The following is a 22,030-nucleotide window of genomic DNA, read 5'->3' as shown; positions in this document are numbered from 1 at the left end:
GCATGTCGTCTTCAAGGCCCGTCTCGCAGGAGGCGGGCCTTGTCGTTTCAGCGAAACGGCGACAATGCCGTCACGCCACGCAGCAAGCGTCGGCTGAGCCGCGCCATGCGTCGCTCGCGCCGGCGTTGCGAAAGCGGATCGGGCATCGTCTGCATGTCTTGCCGTGGAGCCGCTGTAGATTCCGGCGATTCCAGTGAGGTCTGCGGTTGCAGCGCGTCGACTGCCGTGTCCGATTCCGCCAGGCGCTGGGCCAGCGCCACATCGGCAATGTGGCCGTGCTGAAACAACAGTTCGCTAAAGATGCGCATGACCCATCTCCACTTGAGTGGAATCCACGTTAGGCGCAGGCTAGGCGACGTAAAAGCGAGACTTTTACAAGTGAGTATTGAATTCCATTCAAGGGTTGGCCATGTCGCGTCCGCCGCTTCACGCATTGCAAGGCTTCGTCAGCGCGGTGCGACTGGGCAACCTGTCGCGCGCTGCCGGCGCGATGCATCTGACCGTCAGCGCACTCAGTCATCAAATGCGCGCGCTCGAACAACGGCTGGGGTATCCGCTGCTGCAACGGCATGCGCGCGGCGTCACCGCCACGCCGCAGGGCCAGCAACTGCTCGACCGCATCGCACCGCACCTGGACGCCATCGCCGAGGCATTCGAGCCATTCGGTGCGCGTCGCGAAGACACCCTGACGCTGAGTCTCACGCCATCGATGGCATCGGCCTGGCTGGTGCCGCGTCTGGGCGAATTTCTGGCCATTCATCCCACCATCGAAATCAACCTGCTGTCGAGCGAGCGGCTGGTGGATTTCGAGCGCCAGCAGCAGGTGGATGCCGCCATGCGCATCGGTGCCGGGCAATGGCCCGGCGTCATCGCCGAGCCCTTGTTCGACGAATGGCTGGTGCCGATGGCAAGCCCGGCCCTGATCGCCCGCATGGGCGGTAGGCAGGCACCACCGTTGCATCAGTGGCCATTGCTGGGCGACCCGGATGACGCCTGGTCGCGCTGGTTCGCGGCATTTGGCGGCGATGTACCGCGACGCTATGTCGCGGTACTCGACGAATCAGAAGCGCACCATCGTGCCGCCCTGGATGGCGTCGGCGTTGCCCTGGGGCGCGTAACGCGCGCGCGTCTGTTGCTGGCGTCCGGCCAACTGGTGGCGTTGTCCACGCAGCGGCTCAAGACCAGTTGGTCGCATTACCTGGTGTATCCGCCACGTTCCAGTACGCATGGCGGGTTTCTTGCGTTTCGCACCTGGCTACAGGGCCAGGCGCGCGAACACGCCGCGCATGCGCAACAGGCAACCGCCACGCCACTGCTCGCGCGCCGCCGCAAGCGCACAGGGACACTGCCGCCATGAGCCCTCGACCGTTGCCACCACAATCCGAGCGCCGCGCGCTGGCGATCGCCCAGGCCGTGTACGAAGCGTTCGAGGACTATCACGCGCGTTTTTCCGAAATCACCGCACGCGCCAAGCAGCGCTTCGAAACACGCGACTGGAGCGCCGCGCGCGAAGACGCAGTGGCGCGCATCGCGCTTTACGACCAATACATCGCCGAATGCATGTTGCGTCTGCGCGCAGTGTTGCTGGGCCAGGCGCACGACCGCGCGCTGTGGATGCGCGCGCGCGATCATTACGCCGCCTTGCTGAGCGGGTTGATCGACCAGGAGTTGTACAAGACCTTCTATAACACCCTGACCCGGCGCTACTTCGGTACCCACGGCGTCGATGCCGAGATCGAATTCATCGCCCTGGATATCGAGCCAACCGACGCCATCACCGTGCCTGTTGCGCGCCACACCTATGCGGTCTCGCCCGGCCGGCTGACCGACATGCTGGTGCGGGTGCTGGGCGACTACGCGTTCGCCGTGCCGTATGCGCACCGCACCCGCTGCGCGGCTGCCATTGCGGTGCGTCTGCTCGACGACCTCGCGCACTGGGGCGAGCATCCGGTGCGTAGCGTGGAATTGCTGGAGACGGTGTTCTATCGCGAGCGCCGAGCGTATCTGGTTGGACGCGTGTTCGGCGAACATCGCTTTTCGCCTTGCGTCATCGCGCTGGTCAACGACGATGCCGGCCTGCGTGCCGAAGCGGTGCTGACCCGGCGCAGCGATGTCGCGCAATTGTTCAGTAACTCGCGTAGCTACTTCCAGGCCGACTTGTCCACGGTCGGCGACGCGGTGGTGTTCCTGCGCAGCCTGCTCACCCACAAGCCGGTCGATGAGCTATATACGATGCTGGGCCGCGCCAAGCAGGGCAAGACCGAGCGGTATCGCACGTTTTTCAGCCATTTCCAGGCGCATCCGTCCGAACAGCTGGTGCACGCCGATGGCACCCCCGGCATGGTCATGGTGGTATTCACGCTGCCCAGTTATCCGCTGGTCTTCAAACTCATTCGCGATCGCTTTGCGTATCCCAAAAGCATGAGCCGCGCGCAGGTAGAGGGTAAGTACGAGCTGGTCTTCCAGCTCGACCGCATCGGCCGCCTGCTCGACGCGCAGCCGTATCGCTTCCTGCGCTTTCCCAAGGCGCGCTTTTCACCGGCGCTGCTGCAAGAGCTGCAGACCAGCTGCGCGATGAGCCTGAGCGAAGACGGCGACGATGTCCTGATCGCACTGTGCTATGTGCAGCGCCGGTTGCGCCCGTTGAATTTGTACTTGCGCGAACAATTGCCCGAAGCCGCGCATGCCGCAGCACTGGACTACGGCCAGGCCATCAAGGACATGGCGCGCAACAACATCTTTCCCGGCGACATGTTGCTGAAGAATTTCGGCATTACCCGCCATCAGCGCGCGGTGTTCTACGACTACGACGAACTGTGCCTGATCACCGAATGCAACTTCCGCGATTGGCCCACGCCCACCACCTACGAAGAACAGATGGCCGCAGAACCCTGGTTCCATGTCGGCCCGCGCGACGTCTTCCCCGAGCGCTTCGCCTTGTTCATGGGTCTGCCTTCCTCGCAACTGCAAGCGGTCAAGCACCTGCACCCGGAACTGTTCGACCCACGCTGGTGGCGCGACCTGCAGCACCGGCTTCGCGAAGACGATTACCCGGACACCCCGCCATATGCGGAGTCGCGCAGGCTGGCGTAGCGATTTACCGGTAGCGGCAAGACTGGTACAACGCACGCTACATCATCAAGGAGTGTGGTCATGCAGCGGACGCAGCGATTCGGTCTTGGCATCCTGTTGGCATTGAGCAGCATCGCAGCGACGCAGGCACGTCCAAGCGCGGAACAGGCGCAAGTGCAGATCGAGGCCAGCATGAATGTCGCCGGCGAATTGACCTTGACCCCGGACGGCGCGGTCACGGCAGTGAAACTTGCCGACGAAGCGAGTTTGCCGCCGGCAGTGCGCGAGCGGATCAAGCACTCGATCGCATCGTGGCGCTTCGACCCTGTGCGCGACAACGGAAACGCCTTGCCCGCGCAGTTGCCGATGAGCCTGCTGCTGGTCGCCAAACAGGGAGAAGGAGAAAATTATCTGGTGTCGATCCGCAGCGCGCATTTTGGTGGGGAGGCGCAGGGCGCGACGAGTGTGCAGACCCGCGACATGCAGCCGCCGCGCTACCCCGAAGCGGCGTTTCGGGCCGGTGCCACCGGCGTGGTCTATCTGATGCTCAAGATCGGGCGCGACGGCAAGGTCGCAGATCTGATCGCAGAGCAAGTCAACCTGACATCGCTCGTGCCGGAATCCAAACGTGCACGCCTGCGCCAGGTGTTTGCCGATGCAGCCTCGAAGAAGGCGCGTACATGGACGTTCCTGCCGCCGACAGAGGGTCCGGAGGTCGAGGCGCCGTACTGGGTCATGCGTGTTCCGGTCAGCTTCGACATCGGAACATCCCCACGCGATCTGATCGCCGCAAAACAGGCCCAGAAATGGCGTTCGTATCTGCCTGGCCCCCGTCAGGTCGCCCCATGGAGTGAGCAGCGCGGCGCAGCGACATCGAGTGACAGCCCGGATGCTCTGCCTGCCAGCGGGTTGTTTTCCACACGCGGAGAAGGTGTGCGCCTGGTGACACCGCTGCAAGGAAGTTGAGAGCGGCTGACCGAGCAGGCGAAACGCCGCGCAACGGTCGCCTCACAAAAAAAGCCCCGCAATGCGGGGCTTTTTCGTCTCGATAAACCGACTGAACTCAGCGCTTCATCGAACTGAAGAACTCGTCGTTGGACTTGGTGGTCTTCATCTTGTCCAACAGGAATTCCATTGCGGCGATTTCGTCCATCGGGTGCAGCAGCTTGCGCAGGATCCAGATCTTCTGTAGCAGCTCCGGCTCGATCAACAGATCTTCGCGACGCGTGCCCGAGCGGTTGATGTCGATCGCCGGATACACACGCTTTTCGGTGATGCGGCGGTTCAAATGCACTTCGCTGTTGCCGGTGCCCTTGAACTCTTCGTAGATCACCTCGTCCATCTTGCTGCCGGTTTCCACCAGCGCCGTGGCGATGATGGTCAGCGAGCCGCCTTCTTCCACGTTACGCGCCGCACCGAAGAAGCGCTTCGGGCGGTGCAGGGCGTTGGCGTCCACACCACCGGTGAGCACCTTGCCGGAGCTGGGCACCACGTTGTTGTAGGCGCGTGCCAGGCGGGTGATGGAGTCGAGCAGGATCACCACGTCCTTCTTGTGCTCGACCAGGCGCTTGGCCCGCTCGATCACCATTTCGGCAACCTGCACGTGACGCGCAGCCGGCTCGTCGAAGGTGGAGGAGATGACCTCGCCGCGCACGGTGCGCTGCATTTCGGTCACTTCTTCCGGGCGCTCGTCGATCAGCAGCACGATCATGTGCACTTCGGGATGATTGGTGGTGATGGCCGTGGCCACCTGCTGCATCATCATCGTCTTGCCGGCCTTGGGCGGGGAGACGATCAGCGCACGCTGGCCCTTGCCCTGCGGTGCCATCAGATCCAGGATGCGGCCGGTGATGTCCTCGGTGGAGCCGTCGCCACGCTCCAGACGGAAGCGGCGGCGCGGGAACAGCGGGGTCAGGTTCTCGAACAGGACCTTGTTCTTGCTCGCTTCCAGCGGCTCGCCATTGATGGTGTCGACGATCGACAGCGCGAAATAGCGTTCGCCGTCCTTCGGGAAGCGGATGCGGCCGGACAGATGGTCGCCGGTGCGCAGGTTGAAGCGACGGATCTGGCTGGGCGAGATATAGGTGTCGTCCGGCCCGGCCAGGTAGCTGGCTTCTGCCGCACGCAGGAAACCGAAGCCGTCGGGCAGGATTTCCAGCACGCCGTCGGCGGCAACGCCTTCACCGTGACGGGTCAGCACCTTGAGCAGGGCGAAGATCACGTCCTGCTTGCGCGCACGCGCCACGCCTTCCTGGATATTGAGCTGGTCGGCGATATCCAGCAGCTTCTGCGCCGGCATCCGCTTGAGGTCGCTGAGCGAATACACCGGGAAGCCTTCCGGCACGGCCGGATGCGGACGCGCGATGAACGGCTCGTTGTTGCCGTCGGACGAGGGCATGCCGCCGTCATTGCCGAAGCGGTCGCGCGGGCCGCGGTCGCGGCGGTTGCGGAACCGGTCACGGCGGTTGCCCTGCTGGTTCTGGCCTTGCTGGTTCTGTCCCTGACCCTGGCCGCCCTGGCCTTGCTGATTCTGGCCGGCGTTCTGGTTCTGGTTCTGGCCCTGCTGCTGGCCCTGGCCCTGGTTCTGGCCTTGAGTCTGGTTCTGCTGTTGCTGCGCCTGGTTAAAGCGCTGCTGCTGCGACTGGCCGCCCTCGCGGGGCTCGCCGTGGGTGTCGCCGCCGTGGCTGGCGCTGGGTGCCTGACCGGCGTGTGCGCCATCGCTGGACGTCTGCGCTGGTGCCGGATCGGCAGCGCGCGACGGTGCCTGCGGGGCACGGGGTGCTTCGGGTGCGGGACTGGTGGGCAAGGGCAGGTTGGACTGCTGTGCGCCAGCCTCTTCAGTGGCGGCGGCGGTCTTGCTCACGCGCGGCTTGCGCACGCGCTTCTCGACGGGAGCGTCGACGCTGCTCCCGGTATCGGAGGAAGGATGATCGGACAAGTGCGTGATTCCTCGCTAAGGTGCGAGCGCCCAACTAGGGGGCGAACTGGTGGTAGATGGGAGTCTAGAAGAGCTTCTAGAGGGTGCGGCGGCGCACGAACGTGTGCCGGACCAACTGACACTATCACCGCCGCGCGTTAACGCGCAAGCGTCTTCCCGGGCACGATTTAACTGCCGGCGCATCATCGGGCGCCCATTGCTGGACGCCCGCTAGCTCAGGCGGCCGCGCCGCCCAGGGTCTTGTCGATCATCTGGGTCAGCTGGCCCTTGCCGACGGCACCGATCTGGGTCGCCTGCACCTGCCCGTCCTTGAACAGCAACAGCATAGGGATCGAGCGCACGTGGTACTTGATGGCCAGTGCACGGTTCTGGTCCACATTGACCTTGGCGACCTTGAGGCGGCCCTGATATGTGTCGGCCAGATCGTCCAGCACCGGGGCGATCATCTTGCAGGGGCCGCACCACTCGGCCCAGAAATCCACCAGAACCGGTTCGCCCGATTGCAGTACAGCTGTGTCGAAGTCGGCATCGCCGACATGTTGAACCTTATCGCTCACATTGGGTCTCCTGGAAACCAAAACGGCCCACCCGAACGGGCAGGCCGCTACATTGCGCTAAACTGGGGCATTGCGCGACTGAATCAAGTGTCAGTCCTGAAGCCGCGCTGTCCGCCACAACAGCCGCAGTTTGCGACGCTGTCGGCATCGATGCAAGCCGCGCCCGGGCTGCCCAGGGCGCCTCACGAAGACGGAATAATGAGCGACAAACCGCTGACCGATGTGACCTTTTCCTCGTTCGACCTGCATCCGGCCTTGATCGCCGGGCTGGAGAGCGCCGGGTTTACCCGCTGTACCCCGATCCAGGCGCTGACCTTGCCGGTCGCGCTGCCGGGCGGCGATGTCGCCGGCCAGGCCCAGACCGGTACCGGCAAGACCTTGGCATTCCTGGTCGCGGTGATGAACCGCCTGCTGATCCGCCCGGCGCTGGCCGACCGCAAGCCGGAAGACCCGCGCGCGCTGATCCTGGCGCCGACCCGCGAACTGGCGATCCAGATCCACAAGGACGCAGTGAAGTTCGGCGCCGACCTGGGCCTGCGCTTTGCGCTGGTCTACGGCGGGGTGGATTACGACAAACAGCGCGAACTGCTGCAGCAGGGCGTGGACGTGATCATCGCCACGCCGGGCCGCCTGATCGACTACGTCAAGCAGCACAAGGTGGTCTCGCTGCACGCCTGCGAGATCTGCGTGCTGGACGAAGCCGACCGCATGTTCGACCTGGGCTTCATCAAGGACATCCGCTTCCTGCTGCGGCGCATGCCCGAGCGCGGCACCCGGCAGACGTTGTTGTTCTCGGCCACGCTCAGCCACCGGGTGCTGGAGCTGGCCTACGAGCACATGAACGAGCCGGAAAAGCTGGTCGTCGAAACCGAAAGCATCACCGCCGCGCGGGTGCGCCAGCGCATCTATTTCCCGTCCGACGAAGAGAAGCAGACGCTCCTGTTGGGCTTGCTGTCGCGCAGTGAAGGCGCGCGCACCATGGTGTTCGTCAACACCAAGGCGTTCGTGGAGCGCGTGGCGCGCACCCTGGAGCGCCATGGCTACCGGGTCGGCGTGCTGTCGGGCGATGTGCCGCAGAAAAAGCGCGAATCGCTGCTCAACCGCTTCCAGAAAGGCCAGCTTGAAATCCTGGTGGCCACCGACGTGGCCGCGCGCGGCTTGCATATCGACGGCGTGAAGTACGTCTATAACTACGACCTGCCGTTCGACGCCGAAGACTACGTCCACCGCATCGGCCGCACCGCGCGGTTGGGCGAAGAGGGCGATGCGATCAGCTTCGCCTGCGAACGCTATGCGATGAGCCTGCCGGACATCGAGGCCTACATCGAGCAGAAGATCCCGGTCGAGCCGGTGACCTCCGAACTGCTGACGCCGCTGCCGCGTGCGCCACGCGTGCCGGTGGAAGGCGAGGAGGCCGATGACGACGCGGGCGACAGCGTGGGCACGATCTTCCGCGAAGCGCGCGAGCAGCGTGCCGCCGAAGAACAGCGTCGCGGTGGCGGACGCGGTGGTCCCGGTGGCGGGTCGCGCAGCGGCAGTGGCGGTGGTCGCCGCGATGGCGCCGGTGCCGATGGCAAGCCGCGTCCGCGTCGCAAGCCGCGCGTGGAAGGGCAGGCGCCTGCGACGTCTGCACCGAGCGCAACACCGGTGGTTGCCGCTGCAGCGGTGGAAGCGTCGTCCACCATCGCGGCCGATGCCGAGCGCGCACCACGCAAGCGTCGGCGTCGTCGCAACGGTCGTCCGGTCGAGGGTGCCGAGCCGGCAGTGGCCTCCACGCCGGTTGCCGCACCTGCCGCACCGCGCAAGCCCACCCAGGTGGTGGCCAAGCCGGTGCGTGCCGCCGCCAAGCCGCCGGGCAGCCCCTCGCTGCTCAGCCGCATCGGCCGCCGACTGCGTTCGCTTGTCTCCGGCAACTGATCATTTGCGGCACTGATCGCATCGCCGCGCATCGGCGATGCGACGCAAGCACTGGCGCTCCGGCATAATCGCTGAATGACCGTCCTGCGTTTCGACAACGTCAGCAAGCACTACGCCGGTGGCCACCAGGCGCTGACCGATGTCAGCTTCGAAGTGGCCGATGGCGAGATGCTGTTCGTGACCGGCCACTCCGGCGCCGGCAAAAGTACCCTGCTCAAATTGATCCACCTCAGCGAACGCCCGAGTCAGGGCGCGGTGCTGCTGGGCGAACGCAACCTGCTCAAGGTGCGTGGCCGGCAGATTCCGCTGCATCGGCGCCAGGTGGGTGCGGTCTATCAGGACCACCGTCTGCTCAACGACCGCAGCATCGCCGAGAACGTGGCCTTGCCGCTGATCCTGCGCGGCACCCGGCGTGCCGAGATCGGCAAACGCGTGCGCTCGGCGCTGGAGCGCATCGGTCTGGCCCACCGCGAAAAAGCCCTGCCGTCGCAATTGTCGGCCGGCGAGCAGCAACGCGTGGGCATCGCGCGCGCCATCGTCGGCGAACCGCGGCTGCTGGTGGCCGATGAGCCCACCGGCAACCTCGATCCGGCACTGGCGGCGGAAATCATGCAGTTGTTCGCCGAACTCCCGGCCCGTGGCACCAGCGTGCTGGTGGTCAGCCACGACCTGGCGCTTCTCAAGCAGATGCGCAAGCGCGTGCTGATCCTGGATCACGGCCGCCTGGTCGACGACATCTCGCCGCAGGACCTGGCCGAATGAGCAAGCCCGCCAATACCGAAACCGTCGCGCCGTCGCGGTTCGGCGTCTGGATCGACCACCACCTGCACAGCATCGCCTTCAGCCTGGGCCGTGCGATGCGCAAGCCGTGGGCGACGTTGTTGACCATCGTGGTGATGGCCCTGGCGCTGGCCCTGCCGTTGGGGCTGTCGATCGCGCTGGACAACGTCAAGCTGCTGGCCGGCAGCGTGCAGCAGTCGCGCGAGATCAATCTGTTCCTGAAGGTCGACGTGGCCGCCGATGCGGCGCAGGCGCTGGCCGGCGAGTTGCGTGCACGCCCGGATGTGGCCAAGGTCACGCTGCGCACGCCGGAGCAGGGCTTGGCCGAGCTGCGCGAGAGCGCCAAGCTCGATGAAGCTGCCGATGCGCTGGGCGACAACCCGCTACCGACCCTGTTGATCGTCACCCCCGCCGACGCGACCGACGACGCGCAGCTGGCCAGTGCACTGCAGGCGCTGCCGCAAACCGATCAGGTGCAGCACGATGCGCTGTGGCGCAAGCGCCTGGATGGCTGGTTGCACTTCGGCGAGCGCCTGGTCCAGGTGTTGTCTGCCCTGCTCGGGATGGGTGCGGTGCTGGTGGTCGGCAACACCGTGCGGCTGGACATCCAGTCGCGGCGCGAAGAAATCGGCGTGCTGCAGTTGCTCGGCGCCAGCGATGGCTTCATCCGTCGCCCGTTTTTGTATCTGGGCGCGTGGTACGGACTCGGTGCCGGTGCTGTCGCGCTCGCTCTGATTGCGGCCTCGGGCCTGGCATTGCGTGCGCCGTTGGCGACATTGGCCGACAGCTACGGCAGTTCTTTTACCCTGCACGGGCTGGATCTGTTGCATTCTGCGATGGTGCTGGTCGGCACCTTAGTCCTGGGTTGGTTGGGTGCCTGGCTGGTGACCGGCCATTTCCTTCGCCAGACCCGTCCTACCGAGACCTGAGGCCTGCCATGCATCCACCAGATCTCAAACACCTGATCAGCGACGCGCCGCGCGTGATGGTGGTCGATGGTTCCAAGTTGGTGCGCAAGCTGATTGCCGACGTGCTCAAGCGCGACCTGCCCAATGTGCAGGTGATCGGCTGTTCCAACATTGCCGAAGCGCGGCAGGCGCTGGAAGCCGGCGCGGTGGATCTTGTCACCACCTCGCTGTCGCTGCCCGATGGCGACGGCCTGACCCTGGCGCGCAGCGTGCGCGAAACCGCCGGGCAGGCCTATGTGCCGGTGATCGTGGTCTCCGGCGATGCGCAGCAGCATCTGGTGGAGCGCCGTTTCACCGAGTACGTCACCGATTATTTCGACAAGGCGCTGGGCCATGAAGCCCTGGCGACGTTCATCCGCGGCTACGTGCAGCCCGAGCCGGTCGTGGGCGCGACCGTGCTCTACATCGAAGACAGCCGCGTGGTGGCCGAGGCGACCAAGCGCATGCTCGAACGCCAGAGCCTGAAAGTGGTGCACGTGCTCACCGCCGAAGATGCCTTTGCGCTACTCACCGCCGAATCGCTGGGCCGCACCGAGCGCCGCATCGATGTGGTGCTGACCGACGTGACCCTGAAGGGCGAGCTCAACGGCCGCGACGTGGTCGAGCGTATCCGCATCGACTTCGCCTACGGCAAGCGCCGCCTGCCGGTGCTGGTGATGACCGGCGACACCAACCCGCGCAATCAGTCCGAATTGCTGCGCGCCGGTGCCAACGATCTGGTGCAAAAACCGATCGAAGAGCGCCTGCTGGTGACCAAGGTGCTGTTCCAGCTGCGCCTGGCACGCCTGGAGGATCAGGCTGTCACGCTATGACGGAAGGGGAAGGACGCATCCAGCTGGAACCGTCGTGGAAGGCAAAGGTGGGCGACTGGCTGCTGCGCCCGCAGATGCAGGAGCTGTCGGCGTTCCTGCGTCAGCGCAAGGCGGCCGGGGCGCGGGTGTTTCCACCCGGCCCGCAGATCTTTGCCGCCTTCGACGCCACCCCGTTCGAGCAGGTCAAGGTAGTGATCCTGGGCCAGGACCCGTATCACGGCGAAGGCCAGGCGCATGGGCTGTGCTTCTCGGTACTGCCCGGCGTGCCGGTGCCGCCGTCGCTGCTCAACATCTATAAAGAGATCCAGGACGATCTGGGTCTGGCGCGGGCGGATCACGGCTACCTGATGCCCTGGGCGCGCCAGGGGGTGCTGCTGCTCAATGCCGTGCTGACGGTGGAGCAGGGCCGCGCCGGCGCGCATCAGAACAAGGGCTGGGAAGGCTTCACCGATCATGTGGTGGAAACCCTCAATCGCGAGCGCGAAGGCTTGGTGTTCCTGCTGTGGGGCAGCTACGCCCAGTCTAAGGGCAAGGTCATCGACCAGGCGCGCCACCGGGTGTTGAAGGCGCCGCATCCTTCGCCGCTGTCGGCACACCGCGGCTTCCTGGGCTGCCAGCATTTTTCCAAGACCAACGACCATCTGCGGCGGCGAGGTCTGAGCCCGATCGACTGGTCGCTGCCGCCGCGTAGCGCGCTGGACACGACCTCCACCGGCGCCTGAACGACGCTGGCGGCATCCCGTTGCGCAACCAAGTTGTCACGGTTTGCACAGGGGCGTGGTGATACCGTAGGCCTCGAATTTGGGGTGCCGGGCTGTAGAACACCAGCGCCACCAAAAGCCCGAACGTTCTGTAAATGGAATGCTGGGAACTCTTTCTGTACCCGGCAGTCCAATAGTTCGACTGCTAAGATGGTGCCTATGAACCAGACTACCTCGACTGCCCTTGTGGCAAATAATCTCCCGATTCCCAGTGCGCTCGGTTCGCTGGACGCCTACATCGGTGCCGTGCACCAGATCCCGGTGCTGTCGGTCGATGAGGAGCAGGATCTGGCCCGTCGCTTCCGCGACGAGCTGGACCTGGACGCCGCGCGCGAGCTGGTCCATTCCCACCTGCGCTTCGTGGTGCATGTGGCCCGCGGCTACAACGGCTATGGCCTGCCGCTGGGCGACCTGATCCAGGAAGGCAATATCGGCCTGATGAAGGCGGTCAAGCGCTTCGACCCGGACATGGGCGTGCGCCTGGTCAGCTTCGCGGTGCACTGGATCCGTGCCGAAATGCACGAGTTCATCCTGAAGAACTGGCGCATCGTCAAGGTCGCCACGACCAAGGCGCAGCGCAAGCTGTTCTTCAATCTGCGCAAGTCCAAGACCCGCCTGGGCTGGCTCAATGCGTCGGAAGTGACGGCGGTTGCCAAGGACCTGAACGTCTCCGAACGTGAAGTGATGGAGATGGAATCGCGTCTGTCCGGCCGCGATATCGGGTTCGACGCGTCGTCGGACGAAGACGACGACCACGGCCCGCCGTCGCCGGTGAGCTACCTGGTCGCCAATGAGGAAGACCCCTCGCAGGCGTATGAGCGTCACGACAGCGAAGACAACCAGCTGCAGCTGCTGCGCGAAGGCATGGCGGGCCTGGACGCGCGTTCGCGCGACATCGTCAAGCGCCGTTGGCTGGATTCCGATTCCAAGGTGACGTTGCAGGAACTGGCAGACGAATACGGCGTGTCGGCCGAGCGCATCCGCCAGATTGAAGCGAATGCGCTGAAGAAGATGAAGGCGCTGTTCGTCGCCTGATTCTGTCGGGCTCGCGCGAGGTGTTGCACAAACGGCCCGGTTTTCCGGGCCGTTTGCTTGTGTGGTGTTGGCGATGTCTTGATTGCCCAGGCGCGTGGTCGGTACCCGATTCTGTCGCGCCTGTGGGCCTGCGTGCCTGGCCGGACGCGGCGATTGCATCGCGGTTCGCTGATCCAGGTCGCCAGCGAGCTGTGATGGCAGCGCGTGCGTTGCGTAACAGGAACCTGTCGCTGTTCGTTGCGTTGGCCATGCACGATAAGCAGCCTCGGATCCGGCATGCGCGGCGTGCTCGCACTGGCAGCCATGCTCTTTGGCAAATGCAGGACTGGTTCGTGCCTGCCTGGCGGCCATGCAGTGCGTGGCTGGCGGTGCTTGATTGTCGCGCGTGGCGACCGCTTGGCTATTCCGGCAAGCGCGCCACAGGAAGATGCCAGCCGTAGCGGATGGCCATGAAGCGCAGGCCGAAACACACGCCGGCACCGGTCGCCAACGACCAGGCCTGCGGCACATGCAAGACGTGCCCGATCGCGACCAGCCCGCCACCGGCAAGCGCTGCGACCGCATACAGTTCGGCCTGCAGCACCACCGGCGTGCGCGCCACCAGCAGATCGCGCGCGATGCCCCCGCCGATGCCGCTGAGCATGCCCAGCAACGTCGCGCTCAGTGGGCTGAGGTGATAGTCCAGCGCCTTGCTGGTGCCGTAGACCGCAAACAGCGCCAGCCCGGCCGCATCGAAGAGTTGCACCGGATTGCGCAGGCGCTCCACCGCTGCATGCCAATAGAACCCGGCCAGGCCGGCCAGGCAGGCCACCAGCAGATACTGCGGCTGCACCAGCGCGGCCGGTGGGGTGGCGCCGATCAGCACATCGCGCACGATGCCGCCGGACACCGCTGCCGCGCAGGAAAGCACCAGCACGCCGAACAGGTCCAGTCGGTTGCGCACCGCCACGGTCGCGCCGCTCAGGGCGAATACGAAGGTGCCCAGCAGATCCAGCAGGAACAGGACAGTTGCCACGATCGGGTCGTCGAATCAGGCCGCACAGCATCGCACGGCCTGCGCCGCTGTCAGCCGTCCTTGCTGCTGGGTGGAGGGTCGTCGGTGGCGCCACCGAAGATGATGCGTGCGGCGCGCTGGTAGCTCCAATACGCCATCGCCCAGTTCACCAGCACCACGAAGCGGTTGCGGAAGCCGATCAAAAAGTACACGTGCGCAGCCAGCCAGAACCACCAGGCGACGATGCCGGACAGCTTGAGCTTGCCCACATGCACGATGGCGGCCATGCGGCCGATCGTGGCCAGGTTGCCGTAGTCCTGGTAGCGGAACGTCGGCGCGGTCTGGCCGCGCTGCCGCGCCCGGATCGCCTTGGCGATGTGCTTGCCCATCTGTTTGGCGGCCGGTGCCACGCCCGGCACCGGGCGGCCGTCCTGCTGCACCGCCGCCAGATCGCCGCCGACGAAGATTTCCGGGTGGCCCGGTACGCTGAGGTCGGCCTCGACCAGCACGCGGCCGGCGCGATCCAGCGGTACGCCCAGCGTACGCGCCAGTGGCGAGGCGGCCACGCCGGCGGCCCACACCACCGTGCGTGCCGGCACGAAGGTGTCGCCGAGCTGGTAGCCCAATGCATCGATCTGCGTGACCGGAGTTCCGGTGTGCACCTCCACGCCCAGACGTTCCAACTGCTTGCGCGCCTTGGCGGTGAGATCTTCCGGAAACGAGGGCAGTACGCGCGGACCGGCTTCGACCAGCCGCACGCGCGCCTGCCGTGGGTCGATATGGCGGAACTCGTTCTTGAGCGTGTGGCGGGCGATTTCGGCCAGGGTGCCGGCCAGTTCGACGCCGGTGGGCCCGCCGCCGACCACGGCAAAGCTCAGCCAGGCAGCGCGTGCGGCAGGGTCGGATTCGGCTTCGGCGCGTTCGAAGGCCAGCAGCAGCTTGCGCCGCAGCACCAGTGCGTCGTACAGCGTTTTCAGGCCAGGGGCGTGTTCGGCCCATTGGTCGTTACCGAAATAGGCATGGGTGGCGCCGGTGGCCAGCAGCATGTCGTAGCCGAGCGTGCTGCCATCGGCCAATACCACCTCGCGGCGGCCTGGCGCGATATCGGTGACATCGCCGAGCAGGACTTCGACATTGCGTTGCTCGCGCAGGATGTGCCGGAGCGGCGCGGCGATGTCCGGTGCCGACAGGCCGGCGGTGGCCACCTGGTACAACAGAGGCTGGAACAGGTGGTGATTCTGACGGTCGACCAGGGTGATACGGATGCCGGGGTCGTTGAGCGCGCGGGTCGCCCATAAGCCGGCGAATCCGCCGCCGACCACAACCAGATGCAGCGGAGCTTGGGAGGGGGGAGAGGTCATCGTAAGGTCCGATGGAGTGCGACGCGGGCCTATCAGGATGCCGTATCGGCAATGAACATGCCGCGTGAGCGCGGCCCGCCTGCGGCATCATGTCGCATCTCCCGCTTCCGGCCACCCCATGTCGTCGCTCCCGCCGCCACTGCCGCCGTTGTCGTCCGTGCCGTCCGCTGCACCGCCACCGCCCGCTGTCGTCAAGAAGCCGCTCAGCAGTGTGGCGATCGGGCTGATTGGCGTGGCGACGTGTGTGGTGCTGTTGGGGATGCTGGCGCTCGGTGCGCTCGTCTGGCTGATGTCGATCGGTTGGTCGTTGTTTGCCGATCAGGCGCGCAGTGCACTGCAGGCCGATGCGGTGGTGCAGGAACACATTGGGCACATCCGCGACATGCGGGTGGATCTGTATCGCACCAGTCTGGCACCGGGGAGCGATGAGTTCGTGTTCGATATGCAAGGCGATCGCGGCAGCGGGCGCGTGCACGCCACCTGGGTCAGCGACGGTGCCGAACGCGAGATCCTGAGTGCGGGCGTGCTCACGCTGCGCGATGGTACCGAGTACACATTGCCGGCCGAGACCGATGCGGAGGAGAGTGAGATGGACACCGACACCGACACCGACACCGACACCGACTTCAAGACCGAATCTGCCCAAACCCTGGAGCGATGAGCATGATCGACAATCCCGACAAACGCATCGCGCTGCTGATCGATGCGGACAATGCGCCGGCCGGCAAGATCGACGTGGTGCTGGCCGAAGTGGCGCGCTACGGCGTGGCCAACGTGCGCCGCGCCTACGGCAACTGGAAGAGCCCGCACCTGAAAGGCTGGGAGGCGGCATTGCACGACTACGCGATCCGCCCGATCCAGCAATTTGCCTACAGTTCCGGCAAGAACGCCTCGGACATGGCGATGGTGATCGATGCGATGGACCTGTTGTACGCACGCAATCTGGATGGATTTGCGATCGTCTCCAGCGATGCCGATTTCACGCCGCTGGTGATGCGCCTGCTGACCGACGGCATGAAGGTCTATGGCTTCGGCGAGAAGAAGACGCCGGCGCCGTTCGTCAATGCGTGCTCCAAGTTCACCTATGTCGAGGCGCTCGGGCAACAGGCGGCAGCCGCCAGCGAAACGGCTGCCGGTCGCAAGGACGCCACCGCATTACGTAGCGATACGCGTCTGGTCCAAATGCTGCGCAATGCGATCGTCAGCGCCTGCGAAGACGATGGCTGGGCGCTGCTGAGTGCAGTCGGCAAGCAGGTGGCCAACCAGGCCTCGTTCGATCCACGCAACTATGGCTATCGCAAACTCAGCGATCTGGTACGCGCGATCGGCTTGTTCGAGATCAAGCAGGACGAACAGGCGTTGTGGGTGCGCGACGCGCCCAAGGGTGGCCGCGCCAAACCGGCGCAGCCTGCCGCTGCCAAGCGCCCGGCACGCACGCCGGCCAAACCTGCAGCAGGGGGCTGAGCATGCCGCAGAACGCAAACCTGCCCGCCGCAGCGAAGCCCGCCATCACGATCTGGGGGCGGCACAATTCCAGCAATGTGCGCAAGGTGTTGTGGTGCGCCGAAGAAGCCGGAGTGGCCTACAGCTCGATCGAGGTGGGCGGCGCGTTCGGCGGCAACGACACGCCGGCCTATCGCGCAATGAATCCGAACGGCGTGGTGCCGACCTTACAGGATGGCGCGCTGGTGCTGTGGGAATCCAATGCGATCGTGCGCTATCTGGCCGCGCAATACGCGCCGGCGTTGTATCCGCATGCGCCGGCCGAGCGCGCGCTGGGCGACCGCTGGATGGATTGGACCACCTCCACTTTCGCCGGCGTGTTTCGCGACCTGTTCTGGGGCATTGTGCGCACGCCGCAGGCCGAGCGCGATCACGCACGCATTGCGGCGGCGTTGACCCAGTCGGGCGAGTTGCTCGCACGTGCCGATGCGGCATTGGCGCAGCAGCCGTACCTGTCCGGCGAGCAGTTCGCGATGGGCGATATACCACTGGGCAGCTTCATCTACGCGTGGTTCGAAATGCCGATCGAGCGCCCCGAATTGCCGCATCTGCAGGCCTGGTATGCGCGCCTGCGTGCGCGGCCGGCGTACCAGCGCGCGGTGATGACTGCGCTGACCTGAGTGCCGCGCCGTCGCTGAGTCAATGCGATTCATGACAGGCACCGCACGCGCTGCCGACCCGGCACGTTGCTGCAAGCCACTGGGCCTTGTACATCACCCAGACAGGTAGCCTGCGGTGTTGTAGGAGCGCGCCCGGGTGCGAGGGCATTCCCGTCGTGCCACATCGCGCCCGGGTGCGCTCCTACCAAAGATCACGCACGTGCGCTTCATGACCTGGGCACAGCGCGCGAACCTGGGTCTGGCTTCTGCTCCATGGTCGAGACGCCTTGCGCTAATACAGGTCGATCGGGTCCACATCCAGCGACCAGCGCACACGGCGGGCTTGCGGTAGCGCATAGATGGTCGGCAGTTGGGTGTCGAGCAGGCGATGCAATGCCGCGCGTTGTTGCGCCGACAACAGCAGCTGCGTGCGCTGGAAGCCGGCGCGGCGCGGCATCGGTGCCGGCATCGGGCCGTAGCATTCCACCGCGGCAAACGCCGGCGATTGCGTGCCGGGCTCGGCGCTGGTCAAACCGCGCACCGCCAGCAGGAATTGGTTGGCTGCGGCCACATCCTTGGCTTCGGCGCGGAACAAGGCCAGGTGAGCGAAGGGTGGGAATCCGGCCGCTTCGCGCTGCTGCAGTTCGGCGTCGGCAAAGGCGTGGTAGCCGCCATTGACCAGGGTCTGCAGCAAGGGGTGTTCGGGATGATGGGTCTGCAACCAGACTTCGCCCGGCCGGTCGGCACGCCCGGCGCGTCCGGCCACCTGGATCAACTGCTGGGCCAGTTTCTCCGCGGCGCGGAAGTCGGCCGAAAACAGGCCTTCGTCGATGCCGACCACCACCACCATGGTCAGCCGCGGCAGGTCGTGGCCCTTGGCCAGGATCTGCGTGCCCACCAGGATGCCGGCCTCGGTGCCGAGCCGGGCGAGCTGGGTTTCCAGTGCGTCGCGGCGCTGGGTGGTGCTGCGGTCGATGCGTACCACCGGGAAATCCGGGAAGGCCTCGGTCAGGCGTTCTTCCAGCCGCTCGGTGCCGATGCCCTGCGGCTGCAGCGCCAGGCTGGCGCAGGCCGGGCAGGCCAGCGGTGCAGGTTGGCGCGCGCCGCAATGGTGGCACTGCAGGCGGCGGCCGCCGGCATGCACGGTCATCGGCGTCTGGTGCAGCGGCGTGCTGCAGCGCTGGCAGGCGGCGGTCCAGCCGCAGTCGTGGCACAGCAGCACCGGTGCATAGCCGCGGCGGTTCTTGAACACCAGGACCTGTTCGCCACGCGCCAGGGTGGCGCCGATACCGGCCAGCACCTCGGGCGACAGGCCGTCCTTGAGCGGGCGCTTGCGCACGTCGAGCACCCGCACGCGCGGAGGACGCGCGTCGCCGGCGCGCCGCGACAGACGCAGATGCTGGTAGCGGCCGGAATAGGCGTTGTGCAGGCTTTCCAGCGAGGGCGTGGCGCTGCCCAGGATCACCGGCACATCCAGCGCCTTGCCGCGTACCAGGGCGAAATCGCGCGCGTGATAGCGGATGCCGTCCTGCTGCTTGTAGCTGCCGTCGTGCTCTTCGTCGATCACGATCAGGCCGGCGTTGGGCAGCGGGGTGAACACCGCCGAGCGGGTGCCGACGATCAGCTTGGCCTCGCCGCGCCAGGCCGCCGCCCACACCCGCGCGCGTTCGCCATCGGACAGGCCCGAGTGCAGCGCGTGCACCGGCACGCCCAGACGGCTACGGAAGCGGCCCAGGGTCTGCGGGGTCAGGCCGATCTCCGGCACCAGCACCAACGCCTGCTTGCCGGCAGCCAGGCAATCGGCGATCGCTTGCAGGTAGACCTCGGTCTTGCCGCTGCCGGTGACGCCGTCGAGCAGGTAGGTGGCAAAGCCGCTGTGCGCGCGGATCGCGGCGGCGGCCGCCTGCTGTTCGTCGTTGAGCGGCGGGCCGCTGCCGGGGCGCGGCGGGATGGCGTCGGCCGGCACCGCCACGCGCTGGGCGTAGTTGCGTTTGGCCAGGCTGCGCGCGGCCTGCCGCCACTGCGGCAGCAGCGGGTCCAACTGGTCTTCGCCCACTGCGCCGGTCAGCAGCAAGGCCGCCAGCAGGGCGGGGCGGCTGCCCGCACGCAGGCTGGCGGCACCGCTGCGACCGGCTTCGGTCAGCTGCCAGGCCCAGGCGTGCGTGTCGGCCAGCGGCTCGCCGCGGCGCAGCGGGGCGGGCAGGGCGCTGGCCTGGGCCTCGCCGAGCGGGGCGTGGGTGTAGCGGGCCAGCCAGTACAGCGAGCGCGCCAGTTCATCGACCAGCAGCGGGGCCTGGTCGCACCACGCCAGTGCCGGGCGCAAGCCGTCGGCCGCGGGCAGTTGCCCGATCTCCACCACGACCCCGAGCAACTCGCGTGGCCCGAACGGCACCCGCACCCGGCAGCCGACCCGCGCCGGGTCGGTCAACGGCGCATCGGTCGGAGGCAGATAGTCGAACAACTGGGGCAGCGGCACCGGCAAGGCGACGCGCAGGGTGGCGACGGTCGAAGGCATCCGACCAGTCTACCCACCCTGTCCAGAGGCCGGCAGCCGCCTCCGAATCGGCCCGAATCCGCGTCGAGGCAGCGGCCGCGTTTCTGTGACGGAAGTGATAAATCCGACGTAAACCTATGTGAGGGTTAAGGAAACGGGTTTATCCACACTGGCTGTGGATAAACCTGTGAATTAGTGTCGTGCTCCACGCTGTGATGATGGATTCACTAGCCTCTGCAACCTCTTGGACATTTTTTAGCCAACATGCATAAGTCGATAAATTTCAATCACTTATGCGTGAAACGCGAATGCAACAAAGAAAAAACAATAGTTGACAGACGCCTGCGTATCGGCATGTCTGCCGCTGTGCACAACCCGCCGCGGCGGCCGGCACGGCCAGTGTGAAGGCGGAGCGGGGCCGGGCCGATCTGTCAAGCCATCGGTGGGGGGCAATCGCGTCGGTATCCTGCCGGCCGATGCTGGAGTTCTCATGACCGTAGTCCCCGACGCCCCCGTGACCCCCGCTGCGCTAGCTGCCTTCTTGCGTGGTGTGGAACGCCGGGGTCTGGTGCTCGCACAATTGCAGTGCGGCGACGTGGCCGCCGCCGAGCGCGCACTCGCAGCGGCCTTGCGCGCCTTCAGCAGCCAGGCGGCAGGTCGGCCGATGGCAGGCTGGCCGATGCGCTTCTGGAGCCTGCTGGCCACCGCGCCACCGCTGCGGCGCGAGCCGATGCCGGGCACCTGGCTGCCCCCATTCACCGCCTTGGGCCGGATGCAGACTGCCGACCGCCTGGCGCTGCTGCTGCGGATCGTGGCCGGGCTGGAAGAAGGCGTGGCCAGCGAGGTGCAAGGCGTCGAAGCGGCGGACTACCGGCAAGCGCTGGCGCGTGCCTGCCCGCGCGATGCCGCCGGCAACCCGGATGCCCAGGCCTGGCGGGCCCTGGCCGAGGCGGCGCAAGTGGAACTGCGCGACCTGAGCCCGGCCCAGTTGACCCGGCTGGGCCAGCTCCGCGATTCGGCCCTGGCCGGAATGCCGCTGCATACTGCCGCGCCGGCCCAGTCGGCACCGGCGCCGCGTCGTCCGGCCGCCGCCCGCGCTCGGCGGCAATGGCGGTGGCCGCGGCTGGAGCGCCGCCACGCCCGCATGGCGCTGGGCGTGCTGGCGGTGGCATTGCTGCTGGCAGTGCTGGGCTGGTGGTGGACCCACCGCCGGCCCGCGCTTCCTCCCGAGCCTGTCTCGCAGGCGCCTGCCGGCGTGCTGCACGTGACCGACGCGGCGCCGGTACTGGTGGAAGAACTCCCGGCGTCCGACCTGCCGGATGCCGTGGCCACGCCGGGCCTGGATCCGCGCGACCAGGCGATGTTGGCCGACCCGGATCTGGAGCTGGCCCGCGCGGCGGACTTCTATGCCTGGTATGCCGCCGGCCACCCGGTGCCGGTCGATGAATCCGGTGCGCATGCCACCGCGGCCGAGCAGCCTTCCGCCCCTCTGGAGACGGTCGATGATGAAACCAACTGAGTGGTGCGGCTTGCTGCTCTGCGCGTTTGCCGGCGTCGCCGGCGCGCAGCGCTTGCCGACGCCGCTGGAAGAATCCGCCGCTGCTCCCGCCGCGTCCACCTCCGCTGCCGCAGCGCCGAATACAGCGCCGAGCGCCGCGCAGCAACGCGCACGCTGGGCGGCGATGACGCCTGCGCAGCAAGCCGAGCTGCGTGCCCGCTACGCCGCCTGGAAGGGGCTGACGGCCACCGACCGCGTGGTGTTACGGCAGGCACGCGAGCGGCTGCAAGCCTTGCCCGAAGATCAGCAACGCGCGTTGCGCACCCAGTTCGGCGCGATGGACCGCCTGCATCGCGACGGCTGGCGCCTGGGCTCGCAGGTGGGGGCGTTCTATGCCCAGTTGCAGCCGTTGATCGGCTACGTGCACCCCAACCAGCGCGAGGCCATGCTGGCCGCGCTGCGCAGCCTGGACGCCGGCCAGCTGGAGCAACTGGCAGTGCTGGCACAGCGCACCCCGCCCCAGGAGCGCGACGGCTTACGCGAGGCCTTCCTGGCCGAAGCGCCGGCCACCCGCAGCGCCTGGTTGAAGCGCCAGCTGGCGCGTTGATCGCTCGCCACCGGTTCGTCGCCGTCGGCGCGCGCCATACCTTCTTGGTGTTGCGCCGGTGACATCGGTTCAAGCGGCTGCTTCTTTCCATACTGCCGCTCCACACGCGCCGCACCCGGCTCCGGTATCGCTGC

20 protein-coding genes are annotated in these 22,030 nt (G+C 66.5%); 14 read left to right on the top strand and 6 right to left on the bottom strand.

The annotated features are described in order from the left end of the window. Positions 1 to 47: 47 nt before the first annotated feature. On the bottom strand, positions 48 to 308 hold the full coding sequence (locus ACCQ03_RS19175; protein WP_057678771.1) for a hypothetical protein: 261 nt from the start codon (positions 306 to 308) through the stop codon (positions 48 to 50). 101 nt (positions 309 to 409) lie between these two features. On the opposite strand from ACCQ03_RS19175, the gene ACCQ03_RS19170 reads away from it, so the two are divergent. Genes ACCQ03_RS19170 through ACCQ03_RS19160 form a run of 3 tightly spaced genes read left to right on the top strand, consistent with a single transcriptional unit; the run spans position 410 to position 4,038 of the window. Further along, complete coding sequence (locus tag ACCQ03_RS19170; protein ID WP_057678770.1) at positions 410 to 1,357, top strand: LysR substrate-binding domain-containing protein; 948 nt, start codon at positions 410 to 412, stop codon at positions 1,355 to 1,357. Continuing rightward, positions 1,354 to 3,093: a bifunctional isocitrate dehydrogenase kinase/phosphatase gene (aceK, locus tag ACCQ03_RS19165; protein WP_057678769.1), complete on the top strand. Its 1,740-nt coding sequence runs from the start codon at positions 1,354 to 1,356 to the stop codon at positions 3,091 to 3,093. The genes ACCQ03_RS19170 and aceK overlap by 4 nt, the downstream gene beginning before the upstream one ends. Positions 3,094 to 3,153: 60 nt before the next feature. Further along, complete coding sequence (locus ACCQ03_RS19160) at positions 3,154 to 4,038, top strand: energy transducer TonB (protein ID WP_209227286.1); 885 nt, start codon at positions 3,154 to 3,156, stop codon at positions 4,036 to 4,038. Between the two features lie 97 nt (positions 4,039 to 4,135). Here ACCQ03_RS19160 and rho read toward each other — a convergent pair whose 3' ends face one another. Together rho and trxA are read right to left on the bottom strand one after the other, a co-directional pair. Next, positions 4,136 to 6,010, bottom strand: a complete 1,875-nt coding sequence (gene rho, locus ACCQ03_RS19155; protein WP_057678767.1) for a transcription termination factor Rho — start codon at positions 6,008 to 6,010, stop codon at positions 4,136 to 4,138. Between the two features lie 215 nt (positions 6,011 to 6,225). Beyond that, positions 6,226 to 6,567, bottom strand: coding sequence for a thioredoxin TrxA (gene trxA / locus ACCQ03_RS19150; protein ID WP_005923050.1), 342 nt, complete (start codon positions 6,565 to 6,567; stop codon positions 6,226 to 6,228). A 198-nt stretch (positions 6,568 to 6,765) separates the two neighbouring features. On the opposite strand from trxA, the gene rhlB reads away from it, so the two are divergent. From rhlB to rpoH, 6 genes are all read left to right on the top strand, one after another. Then, positions 6,766 to 8,484, top strand: coding sequence for an ATP-dependent RNA helicase RhlB (gene rhlB / locus ACCQ03_RS19145; RefSeq protein WP_057678766.1), 1,719 nt, complete (start codon positions 6,766 to 6,768; stop codon positions 8,482 to 8,484). Between the two features lie 75 nt (positions 8,485 to 8,559). After that, positions 8,560 to 9,246: a cell division ATP-binding protein FtsE gene (ftsE, locus tag ACCQ03_RS19140; protein WP_003484499.1), complete on the top strand. Its 687-nt coding sequence runs from the start codon at positions 8,560 to 8,562 to the stop codon at positions 9,244 to 9,246. After that, positions 9,243 to 10,193: a permease-like cell division protein FtsX gene (gene ftsX / locus ACCQ03_RS19135; protein WP_057678765.1), complete on the top strand. Its 951-nt coding sequence runs from the start codon at positions 9,243 to 9,245 to the stop codon at positions 10,191 to 10,193. The genes ftsE and ftsX overlap by 4 nt, the downstream gene beginning before the upstream one ends. An 8-nt stretch (positions 10,194 to 10,201) precedes the next feature. Next, entirely contained in the window at positions 10,202 to 11,044 is an 843-nt protein-coding gene (locus ACCQ03_RS19130; protein WP_005927293.1) for a response regulator, read from the top strand. Next, on the top strand, positions 11,041 to 11,766 hold the full coding sequence (ung, locus tag ACCQ03_RS19125) for a uracil-DNA glycosylase (protein WP_057678763.1): 726 nt from the start codon (positions 11,041 to 11,043) through the stop codon (positions 11,764 to 11,766). The genes ACCQ03_RS19130 and ung overlap by 4 nt, the downstream gene beginning before the upstream one ends. A gap of 198 nt (positions 11,767 to 11,964) precedes the next feature. Continuing rightward, a complete protein-coding gene (gene rpoH, locus ACCQ03_RS19120; protein ID WP_005911428.1) occupies positions 11,965 to 12,840 on the top strand; it encodes an RNA polymerase sigma factor RpoH in 876 nt (291 codons plus the stop codon). Between the two features lie 400 nt (positions 12,841 to 13,240). Here rpoH and ACCQ03_RS19115 read toward each other — a convergent pair whose 3' ends face one another. Both ACCQ03_RS19115 and ACCQ03_RS19110 read right to left on the bottom strand, forming a co-directional pair. Continuing rightward, positions 13,241 to 13,855, bottom strand: coding sequence for a trimeric intracellular cation channel family protein (locus ACCQ03_RS19115; protein WP_104621226.1), 615 nt, complete (start codon positions 13,853 to 13,855; stop codon positions 13,241 to 13,243). A gap of 50 nt (positions 13,856 to 13,905) precedes the next feature. Beyond that, positions 13,906 to 15,195, bottom strand: coding sequence for an NAD(P)/FAD-dependent oxidoreductase (locus ACCQ03_RS19110; RefSeq protein ID WP_209227287.1), 1,290 nt, complete (start codon positions 15,193 to 15,195; stop codon positions 13,906 to 13,908). 118 nt (positions 15,196 to 15,313) lie between these two features. Between ACCQ03_RS19110 and ACCQ03_RS19105 the strand changes: the two genes are divergently transcribed. The 3 genes from ACCQ03_RS19105 to ACCQ03_RS19095 are packed head-to-tail and all read left to right on the top strand — an operon-like array spanning position 15,314 to position 17,318. Next, positions 15,314 to 15,856: a hypothetical protein gene (locus ACCQ03_RS19105; protein ID WP_209227288.1), complete on the top strand. Its 543-nt coding sequence runs from the start codon at positions 15,314 to 15,316 to the stop codon at positions 15,854 to 15,856. After that, on the top strand, positions 15,853 to 16,659 hold the full coding sequence (locus ACCQ03_RS19100; RefSeq protein ID WP_017157037.1) for an NYN domain-containing protein: 807 nt from the start codon (positions 15,853 to 15,855) through the stop codon (positions 16,657 to 16,659). Before ACCQ03_RS19105 ends, ACCQ03_RS19100 begins: the two co-directional genes overlap by 4 nt. A 2-nt stretch (positions 16,660 to 16,661) precedes the next feature. Beyond that, positions 16,662 to 17,318 carry a glutathione S-transferase family protein gene (locus ACCQ03_RS19095; protein WP_057677463.1) on the top strand — a complete coding sequence of 219 codons (657 nt, stop codon included), beginning with the start codon at positions 16,662 to 16,664 and terminating at the stop codon, positions 17,316 to 17,318. Between the two features lie 271 nt (positions 17,319 to 17,589). On the opposite strand, the gene ACCQ03_RS19090 is transcribed toward ACCQ03_RS19095, so the two are convergent. Next, entirely contained in the window at positions 17,590 to 19,812 is a 2,223-nt protein-coding gene (locus ACCQ03_RS19090; protein WP_209227290.1) for a primosomal protein N', read from the bottom strand. A 469-nt stretch (positions 19,813 to 20,281) separates the two neighbouring features. Here ACCQ03_RS19090 and ACCQ03_RS19085 point away from each other — a divergent pair, with 469 nt between their 5' ends. Next, positions 20,282 to 21,310: a hypothetical protein gene (locus tag ACCQ03_RS19085; RefSeq protein ID WP_150147051.1), complete on the top strand. Its 1,029-nt coding sequence runs from the start codon at positions 20,282 to 20,284 to the stop codon at positions 21,308 to 21,310. After that, positions 21,294 to 21,896, top strand: coding sequence for a DUF3106 domain-containing protein (locus ACCQ03_RS19080; RefSeq protein ID WP_057677460.1), 603 nt, complete (start codon positions 21,294 to 21,296; stop codon positions 21,894 to 21,896). Before ACCQ03_RS19085 ends, ACCQ03_RS19080 begins: the two co-directional genes overlap by 17 nt. The last annotated feature ends 134 nt before the right edge of the window (positions 21,897 to 22,030 follow it).

Source organism: Xanthomonas sp. NCPPB 3569 (assembly GCF_041475645.2).
Taxonomy (GTDB): domain Bacteria; phylum Pseudomonadota; class Gammaproteobacteria; order Xanthomonadales; family Xanthomonadaceae; genus Xanthomonas; species Xanthomonas phaseoli.
Note: the sequence above shows the minus strand (reverse complement) of the source record. Positions and strands in the feature narration are given on the sequence as shown.

Coding starts and splice junctions, on each gene's coding strand:
- ACCQ03_RS19100 (WP_017157037.1), top strand. CDS start 15,853: ATGAGCATGATCGACAATCCCGACAAACGCATCGCGCTGCTGATCGAT.
- aceK (WP_057678769.1), top strand. CDS start 1,354: ATGAGCCCTCGACCGTTGCCACCACAATCCGAGCGCCGCGCGCTGGCG.
- ACCQ03_RS19130 (WP_005927293.1), top strand. CDS start 10,202: ATGCATCCACCAGATCTCAAACACCTGATCAGCGACGCGCCGCGCGTG.
- ACCQ03_RS19175 (WP_057678771.1), bottom strand. CDS start 308: ATGCGCATCTTTAGCGAACTGTTGTTTCAGCACGGCCACATTGCCGAT.
- ACCQ03_RS19170 (WP_057678770.1), top strand. CDS start 410: ATGTCGCGTCCGCCGCTTCACGCATTGCAAGGCTTCGTCAGCGCGGTG.
- ACCQ03_RS19080 (WP_057677460.1), top strand. CDS start 21,294: ATGATGAAACCAACTGAGTGGTGCGGCTTGCTGCTCTGCGCGTTTGCC.
- ACCQ03_RS19085 (WP_150147051.1), top strand. CDS start 20,282: ATGACCGTAGTCCCCGACGCCCCCGTGACCCCCGCTGCGCTAGCTGCC.
- ACCQ03_RS19110 (WP_209227287.1), bottom strand. CDS start 15,195: ATGACCTCTCCCCCCTCCCAAGCTCCGCTGCATCTGGTTGTGGTCGGC.
- ung (WP_057678763.1), top strand. CDS start 11,041: ATGACGGAAGGGGAAGGACGCATCCAGCTGGAACCGTCGTGGAAGGCA.
- ACCQ03_RS19105 (WP_209227288.1), top strand. CDS start 15,314: ATGTCGTCGCTCCCGCCGCCACTGCCGCCGTTGTCGTCCGTGCCGTCC.
- ftsX (WP_057678765.1), top strand. CDS start 9,243: ATGAGCAAGCCCGCCAATACCGAAACCGTCGCGCCGTCGCGGTTCGGC.
- ACCQ03_RS19090 (WP_209227290.1), bottom strand. CDS start 19,812: ATGCCTTCGACCGTCGCCACCCTGCGCGTCGCCTTGCCGGTGCCGCTG.
- ACCQ03_RS19095 (WP_057677463.1), top strand. CDS start 16,662: ATGCCGCAGAACGCAAACCTGCCCGCCGCAGCGAAGCCCGCCATCACG.
- rhlB (WP_057678766.1), top strand. CDS start 6,766: ATGAGCGACAAACCGCTGACCGATGTGACCTTTTCCTCGTTCGACCTG.
- rpoH (WP_005911428.1), top strand. CDS start 11,965: ATGAACCAGACTACCTCGACTGCCCTTGTGGCAAATAATCTCCCGATT.
- ACCQ03_RS19160 (WP_209227286.1), top strand. CDS start 3,154: ATGCAGCGGACGCAGCGATTCGGTCTTGGCATCCTGTTGGCATTGAGC.
- ftsE (WP_003484499.1), top strand. CDS start 8,560: ATGACCGTCCTGCGTTTCGACAACGTCAGCAAGCACTACGCCGGTGGC.